Source organism: Aromatoleum evansii (assembly GCF_012910805.1).
Lineage (GTDB): Bacteria > Pseudomonadota > Gammaproteobacteria > Burkholderiales > Rhodocyclaceae > Aromatoleum > Aromatoleum evansii.
Genome location: NZ_WTVK01000007.1, coordinates 43,571 through 67,822 on the forward strand (window position 1 = coordinate 43,571; position 24,252 = coordinate 67,822).

General features: G+C 65.6%; 19 protein-coding genes and 1 other RNA gene. 10 read left to right on the plus strand and 10 right to left on the minus strand.

Annotation, left to right across the window (positions count from 1 at the left end; genetic code table 11):
* Positions 1–47 precede the first annotated feature (47 nt).
* From lapB to gyrA, 9 genes are all read right to left on the minus strand, one after another.
* Positions 48–1,223, minus strand: coding sequence for a lipopolysaccharide assembly protein LapB (lapB, locus tag GO615_RS04880; RefSeq protein ID WP_169125918.1), 1,176 nt, complete (start codon positions 1,221–1,223; stop codon positions 48–50).
* 4 nt (positions 1,224–1,227) lie between these two features.
* Complete coding sequence (locus GO615_RS04885) at positions 1,228–1,545, minus strand: LapA family protein (RefSeq protein ID WP_169125919.1); 318 nt, start codon at positions 1,543–1,545, stop codon at positions 1,228–1,230.
* 92 nt (positions 1,546–1,637) lie between these two features.
* Entirely contained in the window at positions 1,638–1,922 is a 285-nt protein-coding gene (locus GO615_RS04890) for an integration host factor subunit beta (RefSeq protein WP_015437141.1), read from the minus strand.
* Positions 1,923–1,934: 12 nt separating this feature from the next.
* The gene (rpsA, locus tag GO615_RS04895; RefSeq protein WP_169125920.1) at positions 1,935–3,611 is read right to left on the minus strand and encodes a 30S ribosomal protein S1; all 1,677 of its coding nucleotides are present in this window, start codon (positions 3,609–3,611) and stop codon (positions 1,935–1,937) included.
* A 141-nt stretch (positions 3,612–3,752) separates the two neighbouring features.
* A complete protein-coding gene (locus GO615_RS04900) occupies positions 3,753–5,687 on the minus strand; it encodes a bifunctional 3-phosphoshikimate 1-carboxyvinyltransferase/cytidylate kinase (protein WP_169125921.1) in 1,935 nt (644 codons plus the stop codon).
* Between the two features lie 2 nt (positions 5,688–5,689).
* Positions 5,690–6,592 carry a prephenate dehydrogenase gene (locus GO615_RS04905; RefSeq protein WP_169125922.1) on the minus strand — a complete coding sequence of 301 codons (903 nt, stop codon included), beginning with the start codon at positions 6,590–6,592 and terminating at the stop codon, positions 5,690–5,692.
* Between the two features lie 110 nt (positions 6,593–6,702).
* On the minus strand, positions 6,703–7,767 hold the full coding sequence (gene pheA, locus GO615_RS04910; protein ID WP_169125923.1) for a prephenate dehydratase: 1,065 nt from the start codon (positions 7,765–7,767) through the stop codon (positions 6,703–6,705).
* 39 nt (positions 7,768–7,806) lie between these two features.
* The gene (gene serC / locus GO615_RS04915) at positions 7,807–8,904 is read right to left on the minus strand and encodes a 3-phosphoserine/phosphohydroxythreonine transaminase (RefSeq protein WP_169125924.1); all 1,098 of its coding nucleotides are present in this window, start codon (positions 8,902–8,904) and stop codon (positions 7,807–7,809) included.
* Positions 8,905–8,929: 25 nt separating this feature from the next.
* Positions 8,930–11,542, minus strand: a complete 2,613-nt coding sequence (gene gyrA / locus GO615_RS04920) for a DNA gyrase subunit A (protein ID WP_169125925.1) — start codon at positions 11,540–11,542, stop codon at positions 8,930–8,932.
* A 240-nt stretch (positions 11,543–11,782) separates the two neighbouring features.
* On the opposite strand from gyrA, the gene GO615_RS04925 reads away from it, so the two are divergent.
* The 4 genes from GO615_RS04925 (at position 11,783) to ssrA (ending at position 15,235) form a co-directional block, all read left to right on the plus strand.
* Positions 11,783–13,102 (plus strand): TRZ/ATZ family hydrolase, encoded by a 1,320-nt coding sequence (locus tag GO615_RS04925; protein ID WP_169125926.1) that lies wholly within the window; start codon positions 11,783–11,785, stop codon positions 13,100–13,102.
* A gap of 102 nt (positions 13,103–13,204) precedes the next feature.
* Positions 13,205–13,927, plus strand: a complete 723-nt coding sequence (locus GO615_RS04930; RefSeq protein ID WP_169125927.1) for an OmpA family protein — start codon at positions 13,205–13,207, stop codon at positions 13,925–13,927.
* A gap of 105 nt (positions 13,928–14,032) precedes the next feature.
* The gene (gene ubiG / locus GO615_RS04935) at positions 14,033–14,734 is read left to right on the plus strand and encodes a bifunctional 2-polyprenyl-6-hydroxyphenol methylase/3-demethylubiquinol 3-O-methyltransferase UbiG (RefSeq protein WP_169125928.1); all 702 of its coding nucleotides are present in this window, start codon (positions 14,033–14,035) and stop codon (positions 14,732–14,734) included.
* A 123-nt stretch (positions 14,735–14,857) separates the two neighbouring features.
* Positions 14,858–15,235: a transfer-messenger RNA gene (gene ssrA, locus GO615_RS04940) on the plus strand.
* Positions 15,236–15,363: 128 nt separating this feature from the next.
* Here the strand turns inward: ssrA and GO615_RS04945 are convergent.
* Positions 15,364–15,849 (minus strand): hypothetical protein, encoded by a 486-nt coding sequence (locus GO615_RS04945; protein ID WP_169125929.1) that lies wholly within the window; start codon positions 15,847–15,849, stop codon positions 15,364–15,366.
* A gap of 242 nt (positions 15,850–16,091) precedes the next feature.
* Here GO615_RS04945 and GO615_RS28825 point away from each other — a divergent pair, with 242 nt between their 5' ends.
* Genes GO615_RS28825 through GO615_RS04975 form a run of 6 tightly spaced genes read left to right on the plus strand, consistent with a single transcriptional unit; the run spans position 16,092 to position 24,241 of the window.
* Positions 16,092–16,949 (plus strand): M15 family metallopeptidase, encoded by an 858-nt coding sequence (locus GO615_RS28825; RefSeq protein ID WP_339380131.1) that lies wholly within the window; start codon positions 16,092–16,094, stop codon positions 16,947–16,949.
* Between the two features lie 56 nt (positions 16,950–17,005).
* Positions 17,006–17,272, plus strand: a complete 267-nt coding sequence (locus tag GO615_RS04955) for a PAAR domain-containing protein (RefSeq protein WP_169125930.1) — start codon at positions 17,006–17,008, stop codon at positions 17,270–17,272.
* Between the two features lie 17 nt (positions 17,273–17,289).
* Complete coding sequence (locus tag GO615_RS04960; protein ID WP_169125931.1) at positions 17,290–18,705, plus strand: hypothetical protein; 1,416 nt, start codon at positions 17,290–17,292, stop codon at positions 18,703–18,705.
* Between the two features lie 3 nt (positions 18,706–18,708).
* Entirely contained in the window at positions 18,709–22,482 is a 3,774-nt protein-coding gene (tssM, locus tag GO615_RS04965; RefSeq protein ID WP_169125932.1) for a type VI secretion system membrane subunit TssM, read from the plus strand.
* Positions 22,479–23,462, plus strand: a complete 984-nt coding sequence (gene tagF, locus GO615_RS04970; protein WP_169125933.1) for a type VI secretion system-associated protein TagF — start codon at positions 22,479–22,481, stop codon at positions 23,460–23,462. Before tssM ends, tagF begins: the two co-directional genes overlap by 4 nt.
* Positions 23,459–24,241 (plus strand): OmpA family protein, encoded by a 783-nt coding sequence (locus GO615_RS04975; RefSeq protein ID WP_169125934.1) that lies wholly within the window; start codon positions 23,459–23,461, stop codon positions 24,239–24,241. Before tagF ends, GO615_RS04975 begins: the two co-directional genes overlap by 4 nt.
* Positions 24,242–24,252: the final 11 nt, after the last annotated feature.

Below are 24,252 nucleotides of genomic sequence, written 5' to 3' on the forward strand. Positions count from 1 at the left end.
GGCCCGCATTCCGCGAACCGCCGGAAACCTCGATCAGCGCGCGGCGCTCACGGCGCCAGATCGTACTCTTCAGTGCGCCGCGGCGGGTAGGTTTCCCAACCGCCGCAGGCGGGGCAACGCCACTGGAACTGGCGCGCCTTGAAGCCACACTCGGCGCAACGGTAGCGCGCCACCCTGCGCGTATGGCCGTGGATGAGCTGCTTCACCAGCTCGATGTCGCCGCGCTGCTCGGAAGGCGCATGCAGCAGCGCCGCCTCCAGGAGCTTGTCGAGACCCAGCAGCGTCGGATTGCGCCGCAACTCCTCGCGCACCAGATCGTACGCGGCGCGCGACCCCTCCTTCTCGAGCTCCCAGTGGAAGACCTCGTCGAGAAGATCCAGCGAGGCATGCCGCTCGAGCCATGAGCGCAACAGCGTCTGCCCCTGCTCGACCCGCCCCAGCTTCGCATGCGCGTCCATCACGCGCTCGGCGACCAGCGCCAGATAGATGGGATCCTGGCTCTCGACGCGCTTCCACACGTCGATCGCCTCCTCGTAACGCCCCTGCGCAGCCAGCAGGTCGCCCTGAACCAGGCTCGCCCTGACGCAGCGCCGGTTGATCGAGAAGGCCTCGTCCAGATACTTCTGCGTTTCCTCGTACTTCGAACTCGCGAGGGCCGACGTCGCAAGTTCGCAGTAGAAGTTCGCCACCTCCTTGCGCCACATCACACTCTCGTGATCGGGCAGGGCCTTGGCCGCTTCCACCGCCTTCGCCCAGTCCTTCTCCTGCTGGTAGATCTCCAGCAGATAACGCATGGCGAGATCGTTGAGGCGGGAATTGCGCAGTTGCGCGAACACGGCTTCCGCACGATCGAGCAGGCCTGCCTTGAGGTAGTCCTGCCCGAGTTCGGCCAAGGCCTGCAGCCGCTGCTCCTCGGACAGGTCCTCACGATCCACCAGATTCTGGTGCATGCGGATGGCACGGTCGGTCTCGCCGCGCCGCCGGAACAGGCTGCCGAGCGCAAAGTGCAGCTCGATCGTCTGCGGATCGATCTTCACTGCCTCGATGAACGCATCGATCGCCTTGTCCTGCTGCTCGTTGAGCAGGAAGTTCAGGCCAGAAAGATAGGAACGCGGCAGCGCGCGCGACTCATGCACGACCTGGCGGATGTCGATGCGCGCGGCCAGCCAGCCCAGCGCGAAAAACAGCGGCAGGGCAAGAAACCACCAAAGTTCAATGTCCATCGGTTCAGAAGGTTTCCGGTGCCTGCATCTCGGACGCGGGCGGAGCGGCGACACCCGGGGCGGCCTGACGGTCCCGCTCGGCGCGCGCGAGCTGGCGGCGCAGGCGGCCGATCTCGCGGCGCTGGCGCAGCAGCGAACCGAAGGTGGCAGTCACCCCCAGCAGGGCACCCGCGATGAAGGTCACCAGGATTACGAAAACGAGCGGCAACTGCCAGGCACTTCCGAAGAAGAACTTGAGGCCGACGAGATGGTCGTTCTTCACTGCGAATCCGAACAGCAGGAAGAACAACAGAAGGCGGAAGAACCACATGAGGATACGCATGGGTTCGAATTATCCCCGAGCAGATGACAAAAAAGAAGGCGGCTCACGCCGCCTTCCCTGTCGATCACGAGGCAAATTTCGGAACTCCACGCTCAACCCGCGATATCCACGCGTTCGCGCAGTTCCTTGCCTGCCTTGAAATGGGGCACGTACTTCTCCGGCACATGCACCTTGTCACCCGATTTCGGGTTACGCCCGACACGCGGCGGGCGGTAATTCAACGCAAAGCTGCCAAACCCGCGGATCTCGATGCGATCCCCGCGCGCGAGCGCATCGGACATCGCATCGATCACCATCTTGACCGCGTAATCGGCATCCTTTGCGACGAGCTGCGGAAAACGCGCCGCGAGCCTCGCAATCAGCTCCGATTTGGTCATGACCGATCAGATTTACTGCTTCTGCTCGTTCAGCTTGGCCTTCAGCAGCGCACCCAGGTTGGTCGTACCGCTGGAGGCGGTATCCGAAGCCAGCTTCTGCATCGCGTCGCTCTGTTCGGCCTGGTCCTTGGCGCGGATCGAGAGATTGATCGAACGGGTCTTGCGATCCACGTTGATGATCATCAGCTCGAGTTCCTGGCCATCCTTGAGCACCGTGGTCAGATCGTCGACACGATGGGCGGCAGCTTCCGAAGCACGCAGATAACCTTCGACATCCTCGTTCAGCGCGATCACGGCGCCACGGGCATCAACCGACTTCACGGTACCGCGCACGAGGCTGTTCTTCTCGTGGGTGGCGATGAAGTTGGTGAAGGGGTCGCCTTCGAGCTGCTTGACGCCCAGCGAGATGCGCTCGCGCTCGACATCGATCGCCAGCACCACGGCCTCGACCTCGTCACCCTTCTTGAAGCGGCGCACAGCGTCTTCGCCCGTATCGCTCCACGACAGATCCGACAGGTGCACCAGGCCGTCGATGCCGCCATCCAGGCCGATGAACACGCCAAAGTCGGTGATCGACTTGATCTGGCCGCGCACCTTGTCGCCCTTCTTGTGGTTGATCGCGAAATCGTCCCACGGGTTCGACATGCACTGCTTCATGCCCAGCGAGATGCGGCGACGGTCTTCGTCGATCTCGAGGATCATCACTTCGACTTCGTCGCCCAGCTGGACAACCTTGGTCGGGTGGATGTTCTTGTTGGTCCAGTCCATTTCGGACACGTGAACCAGGCCCTCGATACCCTGCTCGACCTCGACGAACGCGCCGTAGTCGGTGATGTTCGTGACCTTGCCGAACAGGCGGGTGCCCTGCGGGTAGCGGCGAGCGATGCCGACCCACGGATCTTCGCCCAGCTGCTTGAGGCCCAGCGAGACGCGGTTCTTTTCCTGGTCGAACTTGAGCACCTTGGCGTCGATCTCGTCGCCGACATTGAGCACTTCCGACGGATGACGCACACGACGCCAAGCCAGGTCGGTGATGTGCAGCAGGCCGTCGATGCCGCCCAGGTCGACGAACGCACCGTAGTCGGTGATGTTCTTGACGATACCCTTGACGACAGTGCCTTCCTTGAGGTTGGCCAGCAGCTTTTCACGCTCTTCGCCCATCGTCTCCTCGAGCACCGCACGGCGGGACACGACGACGTTGTTGCGCTTGCGGTCGAGCTTGATGACCTTGAATTCGAATTCCTTGCCTTCGTACGGCGTGGTGTCCTTGACCGGACGCATGTCGACCAGCGAGCCCGGCAGGAAGGCGCGGATGCTGTTGGTCATGACGGTCAGACCGCCCTTCACGCGACCCGAGATCAGGCCCTTGACCAGCGTGCCTTCGTTGAGCGCCTTCTCGAGATCGTTCCAGGCGGCGATGCGCTTGGCCTTCTCGCGCGACAGGCGGGTTTCGCCGTAACCGTCTTCCAGGGCGTCGATGGCGACGTGCACGAAGTCACCAACCTGGACTTCGAGCTCACCGCGGTCGTCGCGGAATTCCTCGATGGGAACGTAGCTCTCGGACTTGAGGCCGGCGTTCACGACCACGAAGTTGTGGTCGATGCTGACCACCTCGGCGGTGATCACTTCACCAGGACGCATGTCCTGACGGGCCTCACTCTCGGCGAGCAGCGCGGCGAAATTTTCCATGGAATCGGAAACGGAGGAAACAGAGGTCATAAGGAGTTGAAATCCAAAAGCCGCCCGAAAGCGGCCACCAGCGGTAGATTGATAAGAACGGATCGCCCCGGAACCCGGAGCCGGCGACCCACCTTCAGCGGAAACACCCCGTCAGGAGCGGACCCGGTCAAGCACAAAGCCGACGGCCTGCTCGACGTCCATTTCGGTGGTATCGAGAAGCACCGCATCCGGCAGCTTCTGCAGGGGCGCCACGGGCCGGGCGGCGTCGCGCGCATCCCGATCCTGAAGATCCTTCAGAAGACTTTCCATGTTAGCAGCCATTCCCTTTTCGATCAACTGCTTATAGCGCCGCTCCGCGCGCGCCTGGGCAGTGGCCGTCAGGAAGAACTTGGTACCGGCATCGGGGAAGATCACCGAACCGATATCCCGCCCCTCGGCGACCAGGCCGGGCGCATGACGGTATTCGCGCTGACGGTCGAGCAGGGCCGCACGCACCTCCGCCAACACCGCCACTTTCGAAGCGCCGACCGAGGCTTCCTCGGTCCGGATGGCTTCGGTAACGTCTTCGTCGCCAAGGAACACGCGCCCCTCGGCGAAGCGTGCCGGCAGCGAGCCGGCCAGCACCGCGACGTCGGGCTCGTCGTCGAAGGACACTCCCGCCCGCATCGCCGCGAGGGCGACGAGCCGATACAACGATCCGCTGTCGAGGCAGTGGTAGCCCAGCGCTTCGGCCACCCGCGCCGCGACCGTGCCCTTGCCGGACGCCGACGGCCCGTCGATCGCGATGACCGGCACCGGGCGGGTGACTTCGGCGAAGCGCTCGAAGTAGGTCGGAAAGGTCTTGTTCACACACTTCGGATCGTTGATCCGAACGCGGCAGTCCCCCAGCGCCGCGAGCGAGAAGCACATCGCCATGCGGTGGTCGTCATAGGTGTCAATCGCCGCCGGGACGAGCCGCGCAGGCGCCGTCACGCACAGGTAATCGGGCCCCTCCTCGACCGTGGCGCCGACCTTGCGCAGTTCGTTCGCCATCGCCGCGATGCGGTCGGTCTCCTTGACCCGCCAGCTCGCGATATTGCGCAGGCGGCACGGGCCGTCGGCAAAGAGGGCGGCGACCGCCAGGGTCATTGCTGCATCCGGGATGTGGTTGAGATCGAGGTCGAAGGCCTTGAGGCGCCCCCCGTCGGGCGCGCGCGCCTCGATCCAGTTGTCGCCCATCTCGATGCGGGCACCGAGTTGCTCGAGCGCCTCCGCGAAACGCACATCCCCCTGGATACTGCTGCGCCCGACCCCTTCAACGCGCAGCGGCCCGCCGCCGATCGCGCCCGCCGCGAGAAAATACGAGGCCGACGAAGCATCGCCTTCGACGAAGACGACGCCGGGACTACGATAGCGGGCGTTGCCCGGCACGGTGAAACGCTGCCAGCCCTCGCGCGCGACGACGACGCCGAAACGCGCCATGAGATCGAGGGTGATGCCGATGTAGGGCTTCGATATGAGCTCTCCGACGACCTCGACCGTCGTCTCGACACCCGTGAGCGGCAGCGCCATCAACAGGGCCGTCAGGAACTGGCTCGAAACGTCGCCGCGCACACGCACCACGCCACCGGGACGGATCGCGGCCGGACGAATGTGGAGCGGCGGAAAGCCTTCATTGCCGACATAGGTGATATCGGCACCGATCTCGCGCAAGCCATCGACCAGATCGCCGATCGGGCGCTCGTGCATGCGCGCCACACCGGACAGCCGGTACTCGCCACCGGACAGCGCCAGTGCCGCCGTCAAGGGCCGGAACGCAGTCCCCGCATTGCCGAGAAAGAGATCGGCGGCCTTCACCGGGAAGGGGCCGCCGACGCCGCGTACGCGATAGTTGTCGCTCTCGCCGTCGCGCGACCATTCGACGCCGAGCGCCTGCAGCGCCTCGAGCATGCGCTCGACGTCATCCGACGCGAGCAGGTCGCGAATGTCGGTTTCGCCCTCGGCCAGCGCCGCCAACAGCAGCGTACGGTTCGAGATGCTCTTGGATCCGGGCAGGCGGACACACCCGCTCGCGCCGAGCAGCGGCGGCAAATCAAGAAATTCCATGGTCACTCCGACCTTGCAGCTGGGTTGGCGGAATTGGCGAACTGCTCGCCCCACACGTTGCGCGCATGGCGCGCTTCGCTGAATAGCTGTTCGAGACGAGCCGCATCTCCCGACAGGAGCAAGGCGCGCATGTAGGCGAGCTCGGCGAGGTACTGGTCCAGCTCGGCGAGCAGCGCCTGGCGATTCGCAATGCAGATGTCGCGCCACATCTCCGGGTGGCTCGCCGCGATACGGGTGAAGTCGCGGAATCCGCCGGCCGCAAAGCTGAACAGCTGCTCGGCGTTGGCCCGCCCCGCAAGATCGTGCACGAGACCGAATGCGAGCAGGTGCGGCAGGTGGCTGACCGCGGCGAACACCCGGTCATGCTCCTGCGGCGGCATCTCGTGGATCACGGCCCCACAGGCCTCCCAGGCCTCGCGGACGCGCAGGATGGCGGACGGCTCGTTTTCCGGCAAGGGCGTGACGACGACCCGCCGGCCGTCGTACAGGCTCGCGAAAGCCGCTTCTACGCCGCTCTTCTCGGCGCCGGCGATGGGATGCCCCGGCACCGTATGCGCGAGATGCCCGCCAAGATGACGATAGGTCGCCTCGATTACGTCACGTTTGGTGCTGCCGGCGTCGGTGACGACCGTGCCCGGCGCCAGATGCGGCGCCATCGCCGCCATGACGGCGTCCATCTGGCCGACCGGCGGGGCGAGCAACACGAAGTCCGCGCCGTCGAGCGCGGACGCCCAGTCGCCACACACCTCGTCGATCACCCCCAGCTCGACCGCGCGCGCGAGGGACTCCGTGCTACGCCCGATGCCGACGATACGCCGCACCATTCCTGCCCGCCGTAGCGCCAGCGCGAAGGACCCGCCGATCAGGCCGACGCCGCACACCACCAGCTTGTCGATAACACCCATGCACGAAACTCCGGGGATCCGCGTCCCTCATCCATCACTTGCCGACGAGGCAGACGCACGCCTCGCCGGACGTCCGGCACGACAGCCTGCCTCGCGCCCGAGGCGACGCGTCAGATCGCGGCCACCGGATAGGAGCCAAGGATCTTGACGAACGCGGCGCGCTCGTTGAGTTCCTGCAACGCCGCAGAGACGTTCGCATCCTCGCGATGGCCATCGATATCGACGTAGAACACGTACTCCCACAGCCCGCCACGCGCGGGGCGCGACTGCAGCTTGGTCATATCGACGCCGTGCCGCGCCAGAGGCTCGAGCAGCGCATGCATCGCCCCGGGACGATTCAGCGACGAGCACACGAGCGAAGTCTTGTCCTCGCCGGACGGGCCCGCATCATGATCGCCGATCACCACGAAACGCGTCGTATTGTTCGGATCATCCTCGATGTTCGCCGCCAGTACGTTGAGCCCGTACAGCTCTGCCGCCGCCTCGCCGGCAATGGCGCACGACTCCGGGTCCTCGGAGGCCATGCGCGCGGCCTCGGCGTTGCTCGCCACCGGCACGCGCGACAGGTGCGCAAGGTTACGGTTGAGCCATTCATGGCACTGCGCGAGCGACTGGGCGTGGGAATACAGGCGCTTTGCCGCCCCGATCCCCTCGGCCTTCGACAACAGGTGCTGATGGATGCGCAGGTTCACCTCGCCGCAGATCTTCAGCGGATTGGCGAGCAACAGGTCCAGCGCCCCACCCACCGCACCCTCGGTCGAGTTCTCTACGGGAACGACGCCATAGTCGGCATTCCCCGCCTCCACCGCCCGGAACACGTCGTCGATCGCCGCTGTCGGCATCAGCGCCGCGGCGCCGCCAAAATGCTTGCGCGCGGCACTCTCCGAGAACGTGCCGGCCGGCCCCAGGTAGGCCACCTTGGTCGGATGCTCCAGCGCGAGGCAGGCCGACATGATCTCGCGGAAGATCCGCTGCACCGCCTGGTCGGGCAAGGGGCCGGGGTTCGCGGCGGCAAGGCGCCGCAGCACCTGCGCCTCGCGCTCGGGGCGATACAGGTTCCCCTGCTTGATCACGCCGATGCGCTGCGCACTGCGCGCGCGCTCGGCAAGGCGCGCGAGGATCTCCTCGTCGAGCCGGTCGATATTGTTCCTGAGATTCTGCAGTTCGTCGCTCATGCTCGCCTCTTCACCCCGCCCGGGGCAGCTCAAGCCGTTTCAACCATGTTGCGCGGCAAATCCGCGCATGTATTCCACCAGCGCACGCACGCCCTCGACCGGCATCGCGTTGTAGATCGAGGCACGCATGCCGCCGACGGACTTGTGACCCTTCAACTGCGTCAGCCCCGCGGCCTTCGCACCCGCAAGGAACGCATCGTTCAGCGCGTCGTCCGGAAGCAGGAACGGAATGTTCATGCGCGAGCGGCTCCGAACCTCGACCATGTTGCGGTAGAAGCCGCTGCCGTCAATGAAATCGTACAGAAGCGCCGCCTTCTCGACGTTGCGCCGCTCCATCGCAGCCAGTCCCCCCTGGACCTTCAGCCACTGGAACACCAACCCGGCGACGTAGATGCTGTACGTCGGCGGCGTATTCAGCATCGAACCGTTGTCCGCCATGACCTTGTAGTCCATCACGGTCGGCGTCAGCGGGCTTGCGCGCCCCAGCAAGTCCTCGCGCACGATCACGATGACCAGCCCCGAGGGACCGATATTCTTCTGCGCGCCGGCATAGATCAGGCCGTAACGGCTGACGTCGGTCGGCCGCGACAGGATGTGCGAGGACATGTCGCCCACGAGCGGAGCCGCGGACCGAGGCAGGTCGTCATCGCCGACCTCCACACCGTGGATCGTTTCATTGGTGCACAGATGGACGTAGGCGGCGTCCGGATCGAGCGCGAGCTCGTCGGCCCGCAATGCCCGAGTGAAACCACACGATTCCGTGCTACCGACGAGACGCACCTTGCCACCCAGCGCCCCCGCGAGGCGTTGCGCCTCCTTGTGCGCCTTCTGCGACCAGGTCCCCGTCACGAGATAGTCCGCCGAACCGCCGCCCAGCAGATTCATCGGAATCTGCGCAAACTGCTGCGTGGCCCCGCCTTGCAGAAACAGCACGCGGTAGTTACGTGGAATCGCCATCAGCTCGCGCAGGTCGGCTTCGGCCTGCTCGATGATGGACGTAAACTCCTTGCCGCGATGGCTCATTTCCATCACGCCGCAGCCGGCGCCGTGCCAGTCGAGCATCTCCTCGGCGGCCTGGCGCAACACCGGCTCCGGCAAGGCCGCGGGACCGGCACTGAAATTGAACACCCGGGTCATGATCCAGTCACTCCTAGTGCGCGTCTCATTCGGCGGGAACGTCGTCGCCTGCCTCATCCTGAGCATCGGCGGAGTCCGCCTGCTCGCCGAGCGTCGTCTCGTCTGCCTCCGACTCGGCCACCTTCTCGATGCCCGCCAGCGTATCGCTGGCATCGAGGTTGATCAGCGTGACGCCCTGCGTCGCCCGCCCGAGCTCGCGGATATCCTGCACCTTGGTGCGGATCAGCACCCCGCCGGTCGAGATCAGCATCACCTCGTCCGTCTCCTCGACCAGGCAGGCCCCGACCAGACGGCCGTTGCGCTCGGACGTCTGGATCGCGATCATGCCCTTCGTACCGCGACCGTGGCGAGTGTACTCGGCCACCGGCGTGCGCTTGCCGTAGCCATTCTCGGTCGCCGTCAGCACGCACAGGTCCTCGCGCTTGGCGACGAGCATCGCGATCACCTGCTGCCCTTCCTCCAGCGTCATGCCGCGCACCCCGCGCGCCTCGCGCCCCATCGGCCGCACGTCGGACTCGGGGAAACGCACTGCCTTGCCGGCATCGGAGAACAGCATCACGTCACTCTCGCCGTCGGTAATCGCAACACCGATCAGGCGATCGCCATCATCCAGACTCGCGGCGATGATGCCCGCCTTGCGCGGATTGGCGAAGGCGGTCAACGCCGTCTTCTTCACCGTACCCTCGGCGGTCGCCATGAACACGAAGTGATTGTCGTCGAAGGTTTGCACCGGCAGGACCGCGTTGATCTTCTCCCCTTCGAGCAGCGGAAAGAGATTCACGATCGGGCGCCCGCGCGAATTGCGCGTGCCTTCCGGCACTTCATATACCTTCAGCCAATACACGCGCCCGCGACTGGAGAAGCACAGGATGTAGTCGTGCGTGTTGGCGACGAAGAGGTGGTCGATGAAATCGTCGTCCTTCATCCCCGTCGCCTGCTTGCCGCGCCCGCCGCGGCGCTGCGCGCGATAATCCGCCAGCGGCTGGCGCTTGAAATAGCCGCCGTGCGACAGCGTGACCACCATGTCCTCGGGAGCGATCAGGTCCTCGATGTTGATCTCGCCGGTGTTGAGCACGACCTCCGAGCGGCGCGGGTCGCCGAACTGGTTGCGGATTGCGCCCAGCTCCTCGACGATGATCGCGGTGATGCGCGCGGGATTCGCGAGGATGTCGAGCAGATCGGTGATGAGATCCATGACCTCGCGGTACTCCGCGACGATCTTGTCCTGCTCCAGACCGGTCAGTCGCTGCAGGCGCAGTTCCAGGATCGCCTGAGCCTGGGCCTCGGAGAGGCGGTAGCCCTGTGCCGACAACCCGAATTCGGCAGCCAGTCCTTCCGGCCGGTAACTGTCGGCCAGCGCGCGCGTCAGCATCTCCTCGACCAGCACGGAACGCCACTGCCGCGCCATCAGCTCACGCTTCGCGTCCGCCGGCGTCGGCGCCGCCTTGATCAGCGCAATGATCTCGTCGACGTTCGACAGCGCGACCGCCAGGCCTTCCAGAATGTGCCCGCGCTCGCGCGCCTTGCGCAGCTCGAACACCGTGCGCCGGGTGATGACCTCGCGCCGGTGCGCGAGGAAACAATCCAGCATTTGCTTCAGGTTCAGCGTGCGCGGCTTGCCATCAACCAGCGCCACCATGTTCATGCCGAAGGTGTCCTGCAACTGCGTCTGCTTGAACAGGTTGTTCAGCACGACTTCGGGCACCTCGTTGCGCTTGAGCTCGATCACGACGCGCATGCCGGACTTGTCCGACTCGTCGCGGATCTCGCTGATCCCCTCGATCTTCTTCTCGTTGACGAGTTCGGCGATCCGCTCCAGCAGCGTGCGCTTGTTAACCTGATACGGCAGCTCGTCGACGATGATCGCCTGCCGGTTGCCCTTTTCCAGATCCTCGAAGTGCGTGCGTGCGCGCATCACCACGCGCCCGCGCCCCGTGCGGTATCCGTCATGCACCCCGGACAGGCCGTAGATCAGGCCCGCGGTGGGGAAGTCCGGCGCCTGCACGACGCGGATCAGATCCTCGATGTCGGTCGCCGGCTCGTTCAGCAACAACAGGCAGGCATCGATCACTTCGCCGAGGTTGTGCGGCGGGATGTTCGTCGCCATGCCGACGGCGATGCCCGACGAACCGTTGATCAGCAGATTCGGGATCCGCGCCGGCAGGATCAGCGGCTCCTTCTCCGAGCCGTCGTAGTTCGGCCCGAAATCCACGGTCTCCTTGTCGATGTCGGCCAACAGCTCGTGGCCGATGCGCGCCATCCGGATTTCCGTGTAACGCATCGCCGCGGCATTGTCGCCATCGACCGAGCCGAAGTTGCCCTGACCGTCGACCAGCATGTAGCGCAGCGAGAAATCCTGTGCCATGCGGACGATCGTGTCATAGACCGCCGAGTCGCCGTGCGGATGGTACTTGCCGATCACGTCGCCGACGATACGGGCCGACTTCTTGTACGGCCTGTTCCAGTCGTTCGACAGCTCGTGCATCGCGTACAGCACGCGTCGATGCACCGGCTTCAGACCATCGCGGGCGTCGGGCAATGCACGCCCGACGATCACGCTCATCGCGTAGTCCAGATAGGAGTGCCGCATCTCGTCTTCGAGACTGATGGGCAGAGTTTCCTTGGCAAACGAAGTCATTTGGCGGCGACGGCAAAAACGGCGAGGTAAAAACGTTAAATCTTAACACGCCGACCGCGGCTCCCGCCCGCGCCGTTCAGGTGCGCAATTGTTCGCCCCCGACCCATGTGCTTAAATCGGAAGCACAGCCGCCCGGCGACCGCCCGCGCGTCGCGAAAACCGCGCCATCCGCGATTCCCGCCCCCGGACCGGCTGGCAGGCGGGCAACACGCCGCCCGACCACTACATGGAGACTTCACGGTGAGCCAACCCGCCGACCTCGTGATCAATGCACGCTGGGTCATTCCCGTCGAACCCGCAAACCTGACGCTGGAACACCACGCGGTAGTGATCCGCGGCGGAAAGATCATGGATCTTCTCCCGCAGGAGCTCGCCCGCACCCGCTACCGCGCGGACCGCAGCATCAGCCTGTCCGATCACGTTCTCATTCCCGGCCTGGTAAACCTCCACGCACACAGCCCCATGGCGCTGATGCGCGGCATCGCGGACGACCTTCCCCTGATGCGCTGGCTGCAGGAAGCGATCTGGCCCGCCGAAGGGAAGCACGTCTCGAGCGCTTTCGTGCGCGAAGGCACCTTGCTGGCGATCGCCGAGATGCTGCGCGGCGGCACCACCACCTGCAATGAAATGTACTTCCACCCCGCCGCAGCCGCCGAGGCCTTCGACCTGCTAGGCATGCGCGCCGTGATCGGCCTCACCACGCTCGAATTCCCGACGCCCTACGCCAGCGACGCCGACGACTATCTGCGCAAGGGCCTCGCTGCGAGGGACGCGTGGAAGAACCACCCGCTGATCGGCTTCGCCCTCGCGCCGCATGCGCCCTACACCGTCTCGGACGCCACGTTCGTGCGCATCGCAGCCCTTGCCGCAGAGCTCGACATCCCGATTCACACCCATATCCACGAAACCGCACAGGAAGTCGCGGACTCCATCGCCCAATTCGGCAAGCGCCCGCTGGCGAGGCTGGCCGGACTCGACCTGCTGGGCGAAAATTTCATCGGCGTGCATGCAGTGCATCTCGACGACTCCGACATCGAGTTGCTGCAGCGCCACCACTGCAGCATTGCCCACTGCCCCACCTCGAACATGAAACTCGCGAGCGGCATCGCACCGCTCGCCAGGCTGCAGGCGGCGGACATCCTCACCGGCCTCGGCACCGACGGCGCCGCGAGCAACAACCGCCTGGACCTGTTCCAGGAAATCCGCCACGCCAGCCTTCTCGCCAAGGTATCGACGCTCGACGCCACCACCCTGCCCGCGCATGCCGCGCTGCGCATGGCCACCCTGAACGGTGCCCGAGCCCTTGGCCTCGGCGACCGCATCGGCTCCATCGAAGCAGGGAAGGCAGCCGATCTCTGCGCGATCGCCCTCGACACCTTCGAGACCCGCCCGTGCTTCAACCCGGCGTCCCACCTCGTGCACGTGGCGGGCCGCGAACATGTCTCGCACGTATGGGTTGCGGGCGAGATCCGCGTGGATAAAGGGAATGCAGTGTTGCAATTAAACGACACGGAATTGCTTGGCTTTGCCGCGCTGTGGCAAACTAGACTTAGTAACTGAACTGGATATGTGCTGCGAGTTGCTGTCGCGGGAATCAACGCATCAGCCTTGGCAGGCTTAATTGTTACCCTATTCATCCTCTTGCCAATCGACGAGGAAATTATGATCAAACAGACCAAAAAGCAGATGTTCGCCCTGGCCGCCATCGCCTCGATCGGCCTCTCCGCATCCACTGTCTTTGCCCAGGTGAAAGACGTCGTGGTGGATGGCAAGGGTGAAATCCCCTACCTGATCGACGGCCGCAACGTCGTCGCCCGCAGCGGCACCGGCCTGTGCTGGCGCACCGGCTACTGGAGCCCGGCTGCTGCCGGCACCGCGATGGCGGGCCAACTGCCGGTCGGTTGCGAGTGCGACAGCGACATCGTGCCGAAGGACAAGTGCGCACCGGCTCCGGCCGCCGCTCCCGCGGCTGCACCGGCTCCCGCCGCCGCCACGCCGAAGCCCACCGCCGACAAGGTCAAGCTGTCCGCCGACGCGCTGTTCGACTTCGACAAGGCCGTGCTGAAGCCCGAAGGCAAGACCAAGCTCGACGACCTCGCCACCAAGGCTAAGGGCATCAAGCTCGAAGTGATCCTCGCCGTCGGTCACACCGACCGTCTGGGTTCCGATTCCTACAACCAGAAGCTGTCGGAGCGCCGTGCCAACGCCGTGAAGACCTACCTGGTCAGCAAGGGCATCGAAGCCAACCGCGTCTACACCGAAGGCAAGGGCGAGCGCCAGCCGGTTACCGGCAAGAACTGCTCGGACAAGCTGGGCCGCAAGAAGCTGATCGAGTGCCTGCAGCCGGACCGTCGCGTCGAAATCGAACTGGTCGGCACGAAGTAATCCCGCCTGATTCGGTCAAAGGCCCTGCTTCGGCAGGGCCTTTTCATTTCCGCCTCCCCCTTGCTCCAATAGCGTCTTCGCCCGAACAAAGTCGAGACCCGAGCCATGAATACCAACGCCGATCCGGCCGAACTGCAGAAATTCAGCGACCTCGCCCACCGCTGGTGGGACCCCACGTCCGAATTCAAACCCCTGCATGAAATCAATCCCCTGCGGCTGCGCTGGATCGACGGCCACGCGAACGTCGCGGGCAAACGCGTCCTCGACGTAGGCTGCGGCGGGGGGATCCTGTCAGAAAGCATGGCGGCACTGGGAGCCCAGGTCACCGGGATCGACCTGTCTGAAAAAGCGCTGGGCGTCGCCCGCCTGCACCTGTTCGAATCGGGGCACAAGGTGGATTACCAGCACTGCAGCGCCGAGGAGTTCGCTGCGCGGCATCCCGGCGAATTCGACGTCGTGACGTGCATGGAGATGCTCGAACACGTCCCCGACCCCGCCAGCACCGTCGCGGCCTGCGCCAAGCTCGTCAAACCGGGCGGGCAAGTCTTTTTCTCCACGCTCAACCGCAATTTCAAAGCCTATCTGTTTGCCGTGGTCGGCGCGGAGTACATCCTGAACCTGCTGCCGCGGGGAACGCACGAGTACGCAAAGTTCATCAAGCCGTCGGAACTTGCACGCTTCTGCAGGAATGCCGGACTGGAGAGCGCCGAGCTCCTCGGAATGAGCTACAACCCCCTTACCCAGACCTATTCCCTGGGTCACGATACGAGCGTGAATTACATGCTTCAGGCACGACGCGAGGCCTGACGCAAACGCAAGAACGGACTCGCGCGACCGGGAAGCGAAAGTTTCCGGTCGCCGGTGCAAAAAGTGCTAGACTGGCACTTGAAATCGGGTGTACCGCCACCAGATTCGTAGCGTGATACACAAGGGGCCGACCTGGCTTCGACGTGGGTCGCAAAGCAGCGCAGTGCATACCGAGGACCAGTCACCTCGTAAATCCATCTGGAAACAAACAAACGCCAACGACGAGCGTTTCGCTCTCGCCGCTTAATCCCGGCGGGCGCTGCACCGGCAGGTCTCTGGGCCGGGTGGTCTCAGCGTAAGCTGAGCCGCTGCAGTGTCATTTACAGAGACTCGCGAGTTGCGCCGGGCCACTTGGCGCAACAGCTAAAGGTAAGGTGACTCGCTTCTGTCCGGCCTGCCGACCGGCTAAGACAGGAGTTAAATCCAAATAGGTTGGCTAAGTATGTAGAGCTGTCTGTGGAGGGCTTGCGGACGGGGGTTCAATTCCCCCCGGCTCCACCAATTCAACGCCAAGACAATGACTTGTCTTGGCGTTTTCATTTTCTGCCGCACCGATCCTCACCCCCGGGGCAGCGATCCTGCCCCGCGCGCGCGGGACCGAAGATTCAATGAGGACGGTGATATCGATGTCAGCGCGCGCGGGTGACGATTGCTTCGATCACCTGGACGTCAGCATCGACCCGCTCTTCAGCATGCTTCGGCACAGCCGGCTGCATCCGCACTGGCGGAGCGCCACGCCTCGCTTCCGCCGCGCGCTCCCCGCCCGGCTTCGGCTTCGCGCTTGCAGCGGAGGCGCGCGCCACCTCCCGTTGCGCAACGCGCTTCACCCCGCCCGACCGGCTGTCGACGATTCTCGGCGGCTCAACGCGTTGCGCCGGCATCTCGACGATGGTCGCTGCCGGCGCACGGAACTCCGGCACGGGCGGCATCACGGACGCCTGCACCGTAGGCAGGCGCTCCGGACGGGTTTCCGTCTCCATCGGCGCACTCACCGGGACCACATCCAAGGGCTCCCGTCCGCCTGCACTTTCGCCGACGGGCGCACGCCAGGACTCCCACATCGCGAAAAACAGCACGCCCACGACCGCCAGCGCGGCACCGGCGGCCAGAACCACGCCGGCCCTCCCCCCTCGCGCCCCCAATCCTCTGTCCGCGGACAGCTCGTCGAGGATTCGAACATCACCAGGTCCTTGCGCGCGCAGACTCGACGCAAAGAGGCTGGGCAGGGGCTGAGCCGCCATCGCGGCGGCTGTTCCGTTGAAAGCATCAGACATCACGAGCACCGATCCATTTGCCATATTCATATACAATAGCCGATTGTAACGACACAGGCATTTCCCTGCCCAGCCCCGGCACCGTGAATTCACCCCTTTTGTTCGCCGCCCCGGTCGCATACTTCGCGCTCGTCTGCATCGGACTGGCGCTCATCCGCCATCCGGCGCGTCGCCCCACCTTTCTTGCCGGCGGATCGGCACGCATTCATGGAATTGCCGCAGCCCTGCAAGGCAGGTTCCGGGCCGCCATCAGGTTCGTGGCGACCGGTCTCGGCTTCGTGCGCTACGGGGGCACCGGGATTTCGATTCCGTTGATCGAAAACCGCCCGGTTGCGTTTTCCGCCCTCGTGCTCGCCCTCGTACCGCCCTTGGCCGTGCTCGCACTGTCGCAACGGGCAATCTTCGAGTTCGCTCCGGACGACACGCCGCCCGACCGCAAGATCGCCGCATTGCTGGCCGGAGAGCACCTCGCACCGCCACCTCCGCTTCCGCCCGCCGTCTTTGCCACGACCGAAGTCGAGATGCTCAGGCCGTCGCTCGGGAATGCGAGTCGGGACTGGAATCTGCTCGATGGCGAGTTCCGGCAACGCCTGCTCACCGTATTCAAACTGCTCGAGGAGCAACACGGTTACCAGGCAGTACTGCTCGAAGGCTATCGCAGCCCGGAGCGTCAGGCGGAGTTGCTGTTGCGCGGCCCCTCCGTCACCCAGGCCGCCCCGAACCTGAGCTATCACCAGCACGGCCTCGCCGCCGATGTCGCATTCCTGCGCGACGGCAGACTCGTCATCTCCGAACGCGACCCCTGGGCCATGCGCGGCTACGAATTCTATGGCGTGCTCGCCGAGGCAGCGGGCCTGACCTGGGGCGGACGCTGGAAGATGATGGATCTCGGGCACGTCGAACTGCGCCGCCGCGAAGCGCTTCCGGCCGGACGTTCCTGAACCGAAGCACAGGCCGGCCCGCAACACCCACCAGCAACCAGGAGGATCCATTTCCCATGGCACGTCCATTCATCGTCATCGGCGACCGGACCGATCACGGCGGCACCGTGATCGGCGCTTCGCTCAGTAGCGACTGCAATGGCAAAGGCATCGCAAGAGTCGGCGACCAGGTCACCTGCCCGCGCAAAGGGCACGGCCGCGTGACCGTCATCGCGACCGGCGACCCGACCACCCTCATCGACGGGCGTCCGGCCGCGCGCCATGGCGACAGGACTGCCTGCGGCGCAATCCTGATCGCCTCGCAGGCGCTCACGGTCGACTGACGCCGGGTCGCGATCCCATGTTCGCCTTCGTACTGAGGCCCGTCGTCCTCGGAGTTCTCGCGACCGCACTGGTCTGGGCGCTCGTCCTCGGCTGGTGGCGGGCCGTCGGATACGAACCCGGAACGGTTGAACTCGCCACGCATCTGCTCCTCCTGCCGGCAACGCTCTTGGCCGGCTTCTGGCTCCTGCGCACCGTCATCGAGCACCTGCGCCAGCCCCCTGCCGCCACGGTTGCCCATGCGAGCGGAAACAGCGAGACCCGGCCAGCCGCTGCATCCGCCCCCGCGCATCGCCCGGAAACATACCTGATCGCCTTCGCCCTGCAGTGCGCGCACGGCACCGAGGCGGCGCAAGTACTCGATGCAGCCCGGCAAGGATGCGCCCCGGCGCTCGACGACGACCTCCGTGATGCGCATGGCTTTCCCGTGTTCGCCGCCCGCGTCGCCGACCTTTCACCCGAGGATCCCGGCGGGACGCCGCACGACCATTCCGTCGACATTTGTCTGACTGACGGAGAACAGGATGCGCGTGCGCTGGCACTGCTGCACAGCGCACTCCCCCGTGCGCTCGACGACCTTGCGGAGTTCATCGCTCCCGCCCCTGCAATCCGGATCGTCCTGTGGCTTTCGGACCGGGAGAGGGAGGACGCACACGGCGACCGCCTCGCGACCTGGCTACGGCGCGAGCACCTCGCTCCGCGCGACATTGCGGCGACGGACGTTCGATTCCACCACCCGCGGGATGACGCCCATGCCTTCGAGCTCATCGACGCCCTGGCTGACGAGCTCGACCGCCTGTCTTCCCCGGCCTTTGCACTGGTACTGGGCGCCGTGTCGCATGTCGACGAGCGGACGGTTGCGGCCTGGGAGGCCGCATCGGACCTGTTTACGGCGAGCACGCAGGACGGCCGTATCCCGGGCGAGGCGGCAGCGGTGCTGGTGCTCGCGAACCGCGCGGGAGCGGCCCTCGTCGGGCGCCTGTCGTCGCCCCGCCTGTCGCACGCTGCTTCAGGCAGAGTCAGCCCCGCTGATGCTTCCCGGGCAAAGGCGGGCGCCCCCCTCTTGGGCAGCCTCATCGACGCCATCCTGACGGACACGCAAATCGACGCGGCGCGCGTCTCGAATGTACTTGCCGACGCCGACCACCGGGCTCCGATCACGAAGGATCTCCTGCGGACGCTCTCGGAACGCTTCCCGACGCTCGAACCGCTGGCGGACATGCTCAGTCTCGGAAACGCGACAGGCTTTAGCGCGCCGATCGGCGGACTCGTGACGCTGCTCTGTGCGGCCGAGGCCGCCAGCGCAAACGAGGGCGTCGCCCTGTGCCTGACCTGCCAATCCCCCAACGCCCGCGCGGCGATCATCGTCGACGCCCGCCCGCCGGCGCCCACGTCCCCCGCGCCAAAGCCAGACCCTGCTCCTGACGCCACCTGACCGATGTCTTATCTCCGCACCTTTCTCACCGACTCGCGCACCCTGTCCTTCATCGGCGTACTGGCCCTCGCCGGCTTCCTGATGCTGGGTGCCGAAACGCTTGAACTCGCCTTGACCTGGGCGGCGATCGCCTCGTGCGCCCTCCTCGCGCTCTGGATCGCCGTGTGGGCCTGGCGGCGACGCCGGGCCGGCCTCGCCGAGTCCGCACTCGAACGGATGCTCGACCCGCGCACGGGTGATGGCGAAGGCCGGACGAAGGGGGAAATCGAAACCCTGCGCCGGCGCATGAAGGAAGCCATCCGCACGATCAAGACATCGAAGCTGGGGCTGGTCTCCGGACGCGCCGCGCTGTACGAGCTGCCGTGGTACATCACGATTGGCAACCCCGCGGCGGGCAAGAGCACGGCCGTCGTCAACTCCGGGCTCACCTTCCCTCTCGGCGATGCCGCCGGCAGCGTCGTGCAGGGGCTCGGCGGGACGCGCAACTGCGATTGGTTCTTCACGACCGAGGGGATCCTCCTCGACACCGCCGGCCGCTACTCCGTCCACGAAGAGGACCGCGAGGAATGGCTGGGTTTTCTCGACCTGCTGAAGAAGAATCGTCCGCTCGCGCCGATCAACGGCATCATCGTCACGGTGAGCGTCGGCGAGCTGCTCCGCAATCCGCCCGGCTTCGCGATCACGCTGGCCAAGAATCTGCGCCAACGGGTTCAGGAACTCACCGAACGGCTCGAAGTGTTCGCGCCGATCTACGTGATGTTCTCGAAGGCCGACCTCATCGCGGGGTTCAACGAGTTCTTCCAGGACGTGGACTGGAACGAGCGCGACCGCGTGTGGGGAGCGACCCTGCCCTACGAAACCGCTGGAAGCAACGACGCCATCGGGCTGTTCGACCGCCACTTCGACGAACTGTATGAAGGGCTGCGCGAAATGAGCGTGGCTCAGATGTCGATTGCCCGCGGCGAACGGATGCCGCCCGGATTGCTCACGTTCCCGCTCGAGTTCGCCGCAATCAAGCCGGCCCTGCGGTCCTTCATCGCCACTCTGTTCGAGGAGAACCCTTTCCAGTTCAAGCCGATCTTCCGCGGCTTCTACATCACCTCGGCGATCCAGAGCGGGGAGACGCCCAGCAGCTCCAGCGAGCGGGTGGAAAAGCGCTTCGGACTTGCCGGCGATGGCCCGGCTGCTGCACGGATCGCCTCGAACAACGGCTTTTTCCTGAAGGATCTCTTCTCGAAGGTCATCTTCGCCGACCGCAACCTGGTACGGCACTACGCGAGCCGGCGCAAGAAACGCCTGCATCACGCCACCTCGCTGGCAGCGGCGGCGCTGCTGGGCCTTTCGCTGGCGGGATGGAGCTGGTCCTACGCCAACAACCGCAGCCTCGTCGACAACGTCCGCGCCGACCTCGAACGCGCCGTGCGCATTCAGGAAGACCGCGTCGACCTGCAGTCGCGGCTCGAAGCGCTCGAACTGCTCCAGGAGCGCATCGCACAGCTCGAACGCTTCGACACGGAACCGTCGCGTTCGCTCGGCCTCGGGCTGTTCCAGGGCAATGAAGTGAAATCCAGATTGCTCGAGGAGTACTACCGGGGCGTCAGGGAAATCATGCTCCGCCCGGTGAGCGAGAGCATCGAAGGTTTCCTTGCAGCCGTCAATCGCAATGCCGGCCGGCTGCGGCCGAGCGACACCCCCGGCCAGGGGGCGGTTGCGGGCGAGGCGCCCGAGGAGGCGCAGCCGTACAAGGAAACCTCGCCGACCAACGTCGAAGACGCCTACAACGCCCTGAAGACCTATCTGATGCTGGGCGACCGGGCGCATACCGAGGTCGGCCATCTCTCCGATCAGCTCAGCCGCTACTGGCGGACCTGGCTGGATGCCAATCGCGGCTCCATGCCGCGCGAGCAGATGATGCGCAGCGCGGAGCGGATCATCAGTTTCCATCTGCGGCATGCGAACGACCCCGGCTGGCCGACCATCGCAGGCAAGCTCTCGGTGATCGACGAGACGCGTGCGACGCTGCGCCATGTGGTGCGCGGCATGCCCGCAATCGAGCGCGTCTACGGCGACATCAAGGCGCGGGCGGCCACCCGCTTCCCGCCCGTGACGGTCGCGAACCTCGTCGGGCCGGACGACACCGGCCTGGTCAGTGGCAGCCATGTAATCTCCGGCACATTCACCGCCGAAGCGTGGCGCAGTTATGTCGAGGACGCGATCAAGGATGCTGCGACGGGAGAATTGCGCAGCACGGACTGGGTCCTCGACACCAGCGCGAAGGACGACCTCTCCCTCGCCGGCAGTCCCGAGCAGATCCAGAAGATGCTCGTGGCGAAATACAAGAAGGAATACGTCCAGGAATGGCAGAAATTCGTCACAGGCATCGGCGTCAGCGGATTCGACGGCTTCCCCGCCGCCGTGGCGGCCATGAATCGCCTCGGCGACGTGGCCGCATCTCCCTTGGGGAAACTGCTGCGGACGGTGGATGAGCAGACCGCCTGGGACAACCCCGGGGTCAGCCATGCGGTAGCCGCGCGTGCGCAAAAAGGCTTCATCGAATGGTTCAAGCAGTCGATCCTGCGCATGTCGCCCGCGCCGGTCACGCTCGAGGTCCCCACTTCCACGACCGCTCCAGCCAGCCCGATGGGCGCCATCGGCCAGGAATTCGCCGGGGTCGGTCGTCTGATTGCGCGCCGCGACAACGGGGAATCGATACTGGACCTGTACCTGCGCCGGCTTTCCGGATTGCGGACGCGCCTCAATCTTCTCGCCAACCAGGGCGACCCGGGTCCCGGCGCCGTGAAGCTGATGAGCGAAACGATCGAAGGCGGCAACTCGGAACTTGCCGACACGCTGCGGTTCGTGGACGAGCAGATGCTGACGGGCATGCCCGACAATCAGCGTGAAGTGCTCCGCCCGCTACTGGTGCGCCCCTTGCTGCAGACCTTCGCAGCCCTGATCGGCCCGGCCGAGCGGGAGCTCGACAAGGGCTGGATCGCGAACGTCCATGAGCCCTTCGGCCGGCAGCTTGCCGGGAAGTATCCGTTCGACGCCGCGTCGGGAATCGAAGCGACGCCGGCCGAGATCGCGCAGATCTTCGGCCCGGAGGGCGCGATCTCGAAGTACGCGGCTAGCAGCATCGGGCCGCTGATGGTGCGGCGCGGCGACTATATCGAGGCGCGGACCTGGGGCGATCTCGGTATCCGCCTGCGCCCCGAATTCCTCGCGGCTTTCCCGGGCTGGGTCGCCCCCCTGGAGGGCGGCAGCGCCACCCCGGCCGCGCCGGTTGCGCAGACGAGCTTCCGGATGCTGCCGCAGCCCTCGCCGGGCACGACCGAATACACCATCGAGATCGATGGGCAAAGACTGCGCTACCGCAACGGCGCCGCCCAGTGGGCCACCTTCGTGTGGCCCAATCCGGCGGGAACTCCCGGCGCGCGAGTCGTCGCGACGACCTTCGACGGACAGGAAATCGAGGTCGCCAACTTCAGCGGCCGCTTCGGGCTCGAAAAGCTGATCAACTCGGCCACGCGCACACGCAACGCGGACGGCTCGTTCAACCTCGCCTGGCAGACGGGCGAGGTGTCGGTGCCTGTCACGCTCAAGATCGTGAGCAGCCCGGACGTGCAGACAGGCAAAGAGACCAGCCCCAGGGGCGGCCGCAACGCCCCGCTCCCCGCCAGCGTAGCCGGAGACGACGCGAAGACACAGGCCGCCATCGCCCCCGGTGGCGCGGCCACGCTCGCAACCGCGACTCAGCAGCGCGGGGGCGTGCAATGAAGGCGGCTGCCATCCACGCCACAGGCTATTTCGGCAAGCTGCCCGCGCGTGGCGATTTCGTGAAGGGAGGCGGATCGACGCAACTCATCGCGATGCTCGATCGCTGGATCTCGGAGAGCATGAACCAGCTGTCGGCAGATCCGCGCTGGCGCGTTCCCTACGACAGCATGAGCCCGGTGCACTTCGCCTTCGTCGGTCCGCGCAGCCGCCTCTCCGTCGTCGGCCACCTGCAGCCGAGCCACGACGCATCGTCCCGCCGCTTCCCCTTTCTCGTCGCGTCGACGATCGAGTCGGAGGCCGGACACGCCCCGCCCGGGCCACTGGCCCTGTCCTCGCTGTGGGCAAAGTTCGGGCACCTGGTCGGCCTGGCTCGAACGGCCGAGGAACCCGCGTCGATGCTGCACGCCCTTGCGCGCATAGACTGCAGCGAGGAGCTCGCGCACATCGCACAACCGTCGGGAACCAGCGCAATGCCCGACGCAACGACGATGGCTGACCTTGACCGGCTGCTCGGACACGACGGCGGTAATGGACAGGCCCGCCGCATCATCCTCGCCCTCGGCGTGCTGCTGCGTCCGCTGCTCGGGAGCAACCGGCCCGCGATCGAACGCGGCCTGCGGCTGCCCCTTCCGGACGATGTCGGACTGCGGGACGGGCTGGCGCAGGTCTGGGTAAACCTCATCAACGGCTTTCTCCGCAACACCTCCTGCGAACTCCAGCTGCTGCAGGCACCGGTTGCGGGACGCAACACGCTGACCGTCGGCTTCAACGGTGCCTCGCCACTGCCCCTCGTCAGCCTGATCTCGCCGGCAAGCGCACCCGACGCCGTCGTGAGCCTGGAAGATCCCGAGTGGATAGACACGCACCCGGACCTGACCGGCGACTACGGAATCGCCAAGCTGTCGAGCTATCTCGCCCAGCCCGGGACGTCCCTCGCCATGGGGCTCGCCACCTTCAGGGAAGTATTTTTCGGAGAATGATCTTGAAGCTCAGTTTCGCACTCGCGGCGGGGCTGCTCTATGCCGCGGCCGGCATGAGCGCACCGCCACCGCAAAACCTCGCGTCGGACGGTCTGGTACACGTCACGGGCACGGTACCTGACGAGAGCGCCCGCGTGGCCATCATTTCCCGCCTGCGCGAACTCTATGGCGCAGAGAAGGTTGTCGACCGTCTGGACTCGGGGGGCGTCGTCGCGCCACCGGGCTGGAGCGGCCACGTCGTCAAGACCCTCGGGAACGGCATCCGCGACGTCCGCCAGGGCCAGCTGGAGGTCAACGGCACCCAGGTCACGATCAGCGGCAACGTTGCCAACGAAGCCCGACGGCAGCAGCTCGCCAGCGAGATTGCGACGGCGCTCAATCCGACCTACACGGTCAATAACGGGCTGCGCGTGCCAGCCGGCGCGCAGGCAATGCTCGATCAGACGCTTGCTGATCGCGTGGTCGAGTTCGAGAGCGGATCCGCGATCCTGACGCCGACCGGCGTTGCCATCCTCGACGAAATGGCTGCAGTCATTGCCAGACTCGAGCGTCCCCGCGTCGATATCATCGGACATACGGACTCCACCGGAAACCGGGCAGCCAACATCGCCTTGAGTCTCGCCCGTGCCGACACGGTGAAGAACTACCTTACGGGCAAGGGCATTCCGGCGGCTGGATTGAGCGCGCGGGGCGCCGGCCCCGACCGTCCCGTGACACCCAACGACACGCCGGAGGGTCGCGCGCGCAATCGCCGGATCGAATTCCGGCTTGCCGAGTGACCCGGGCCCGG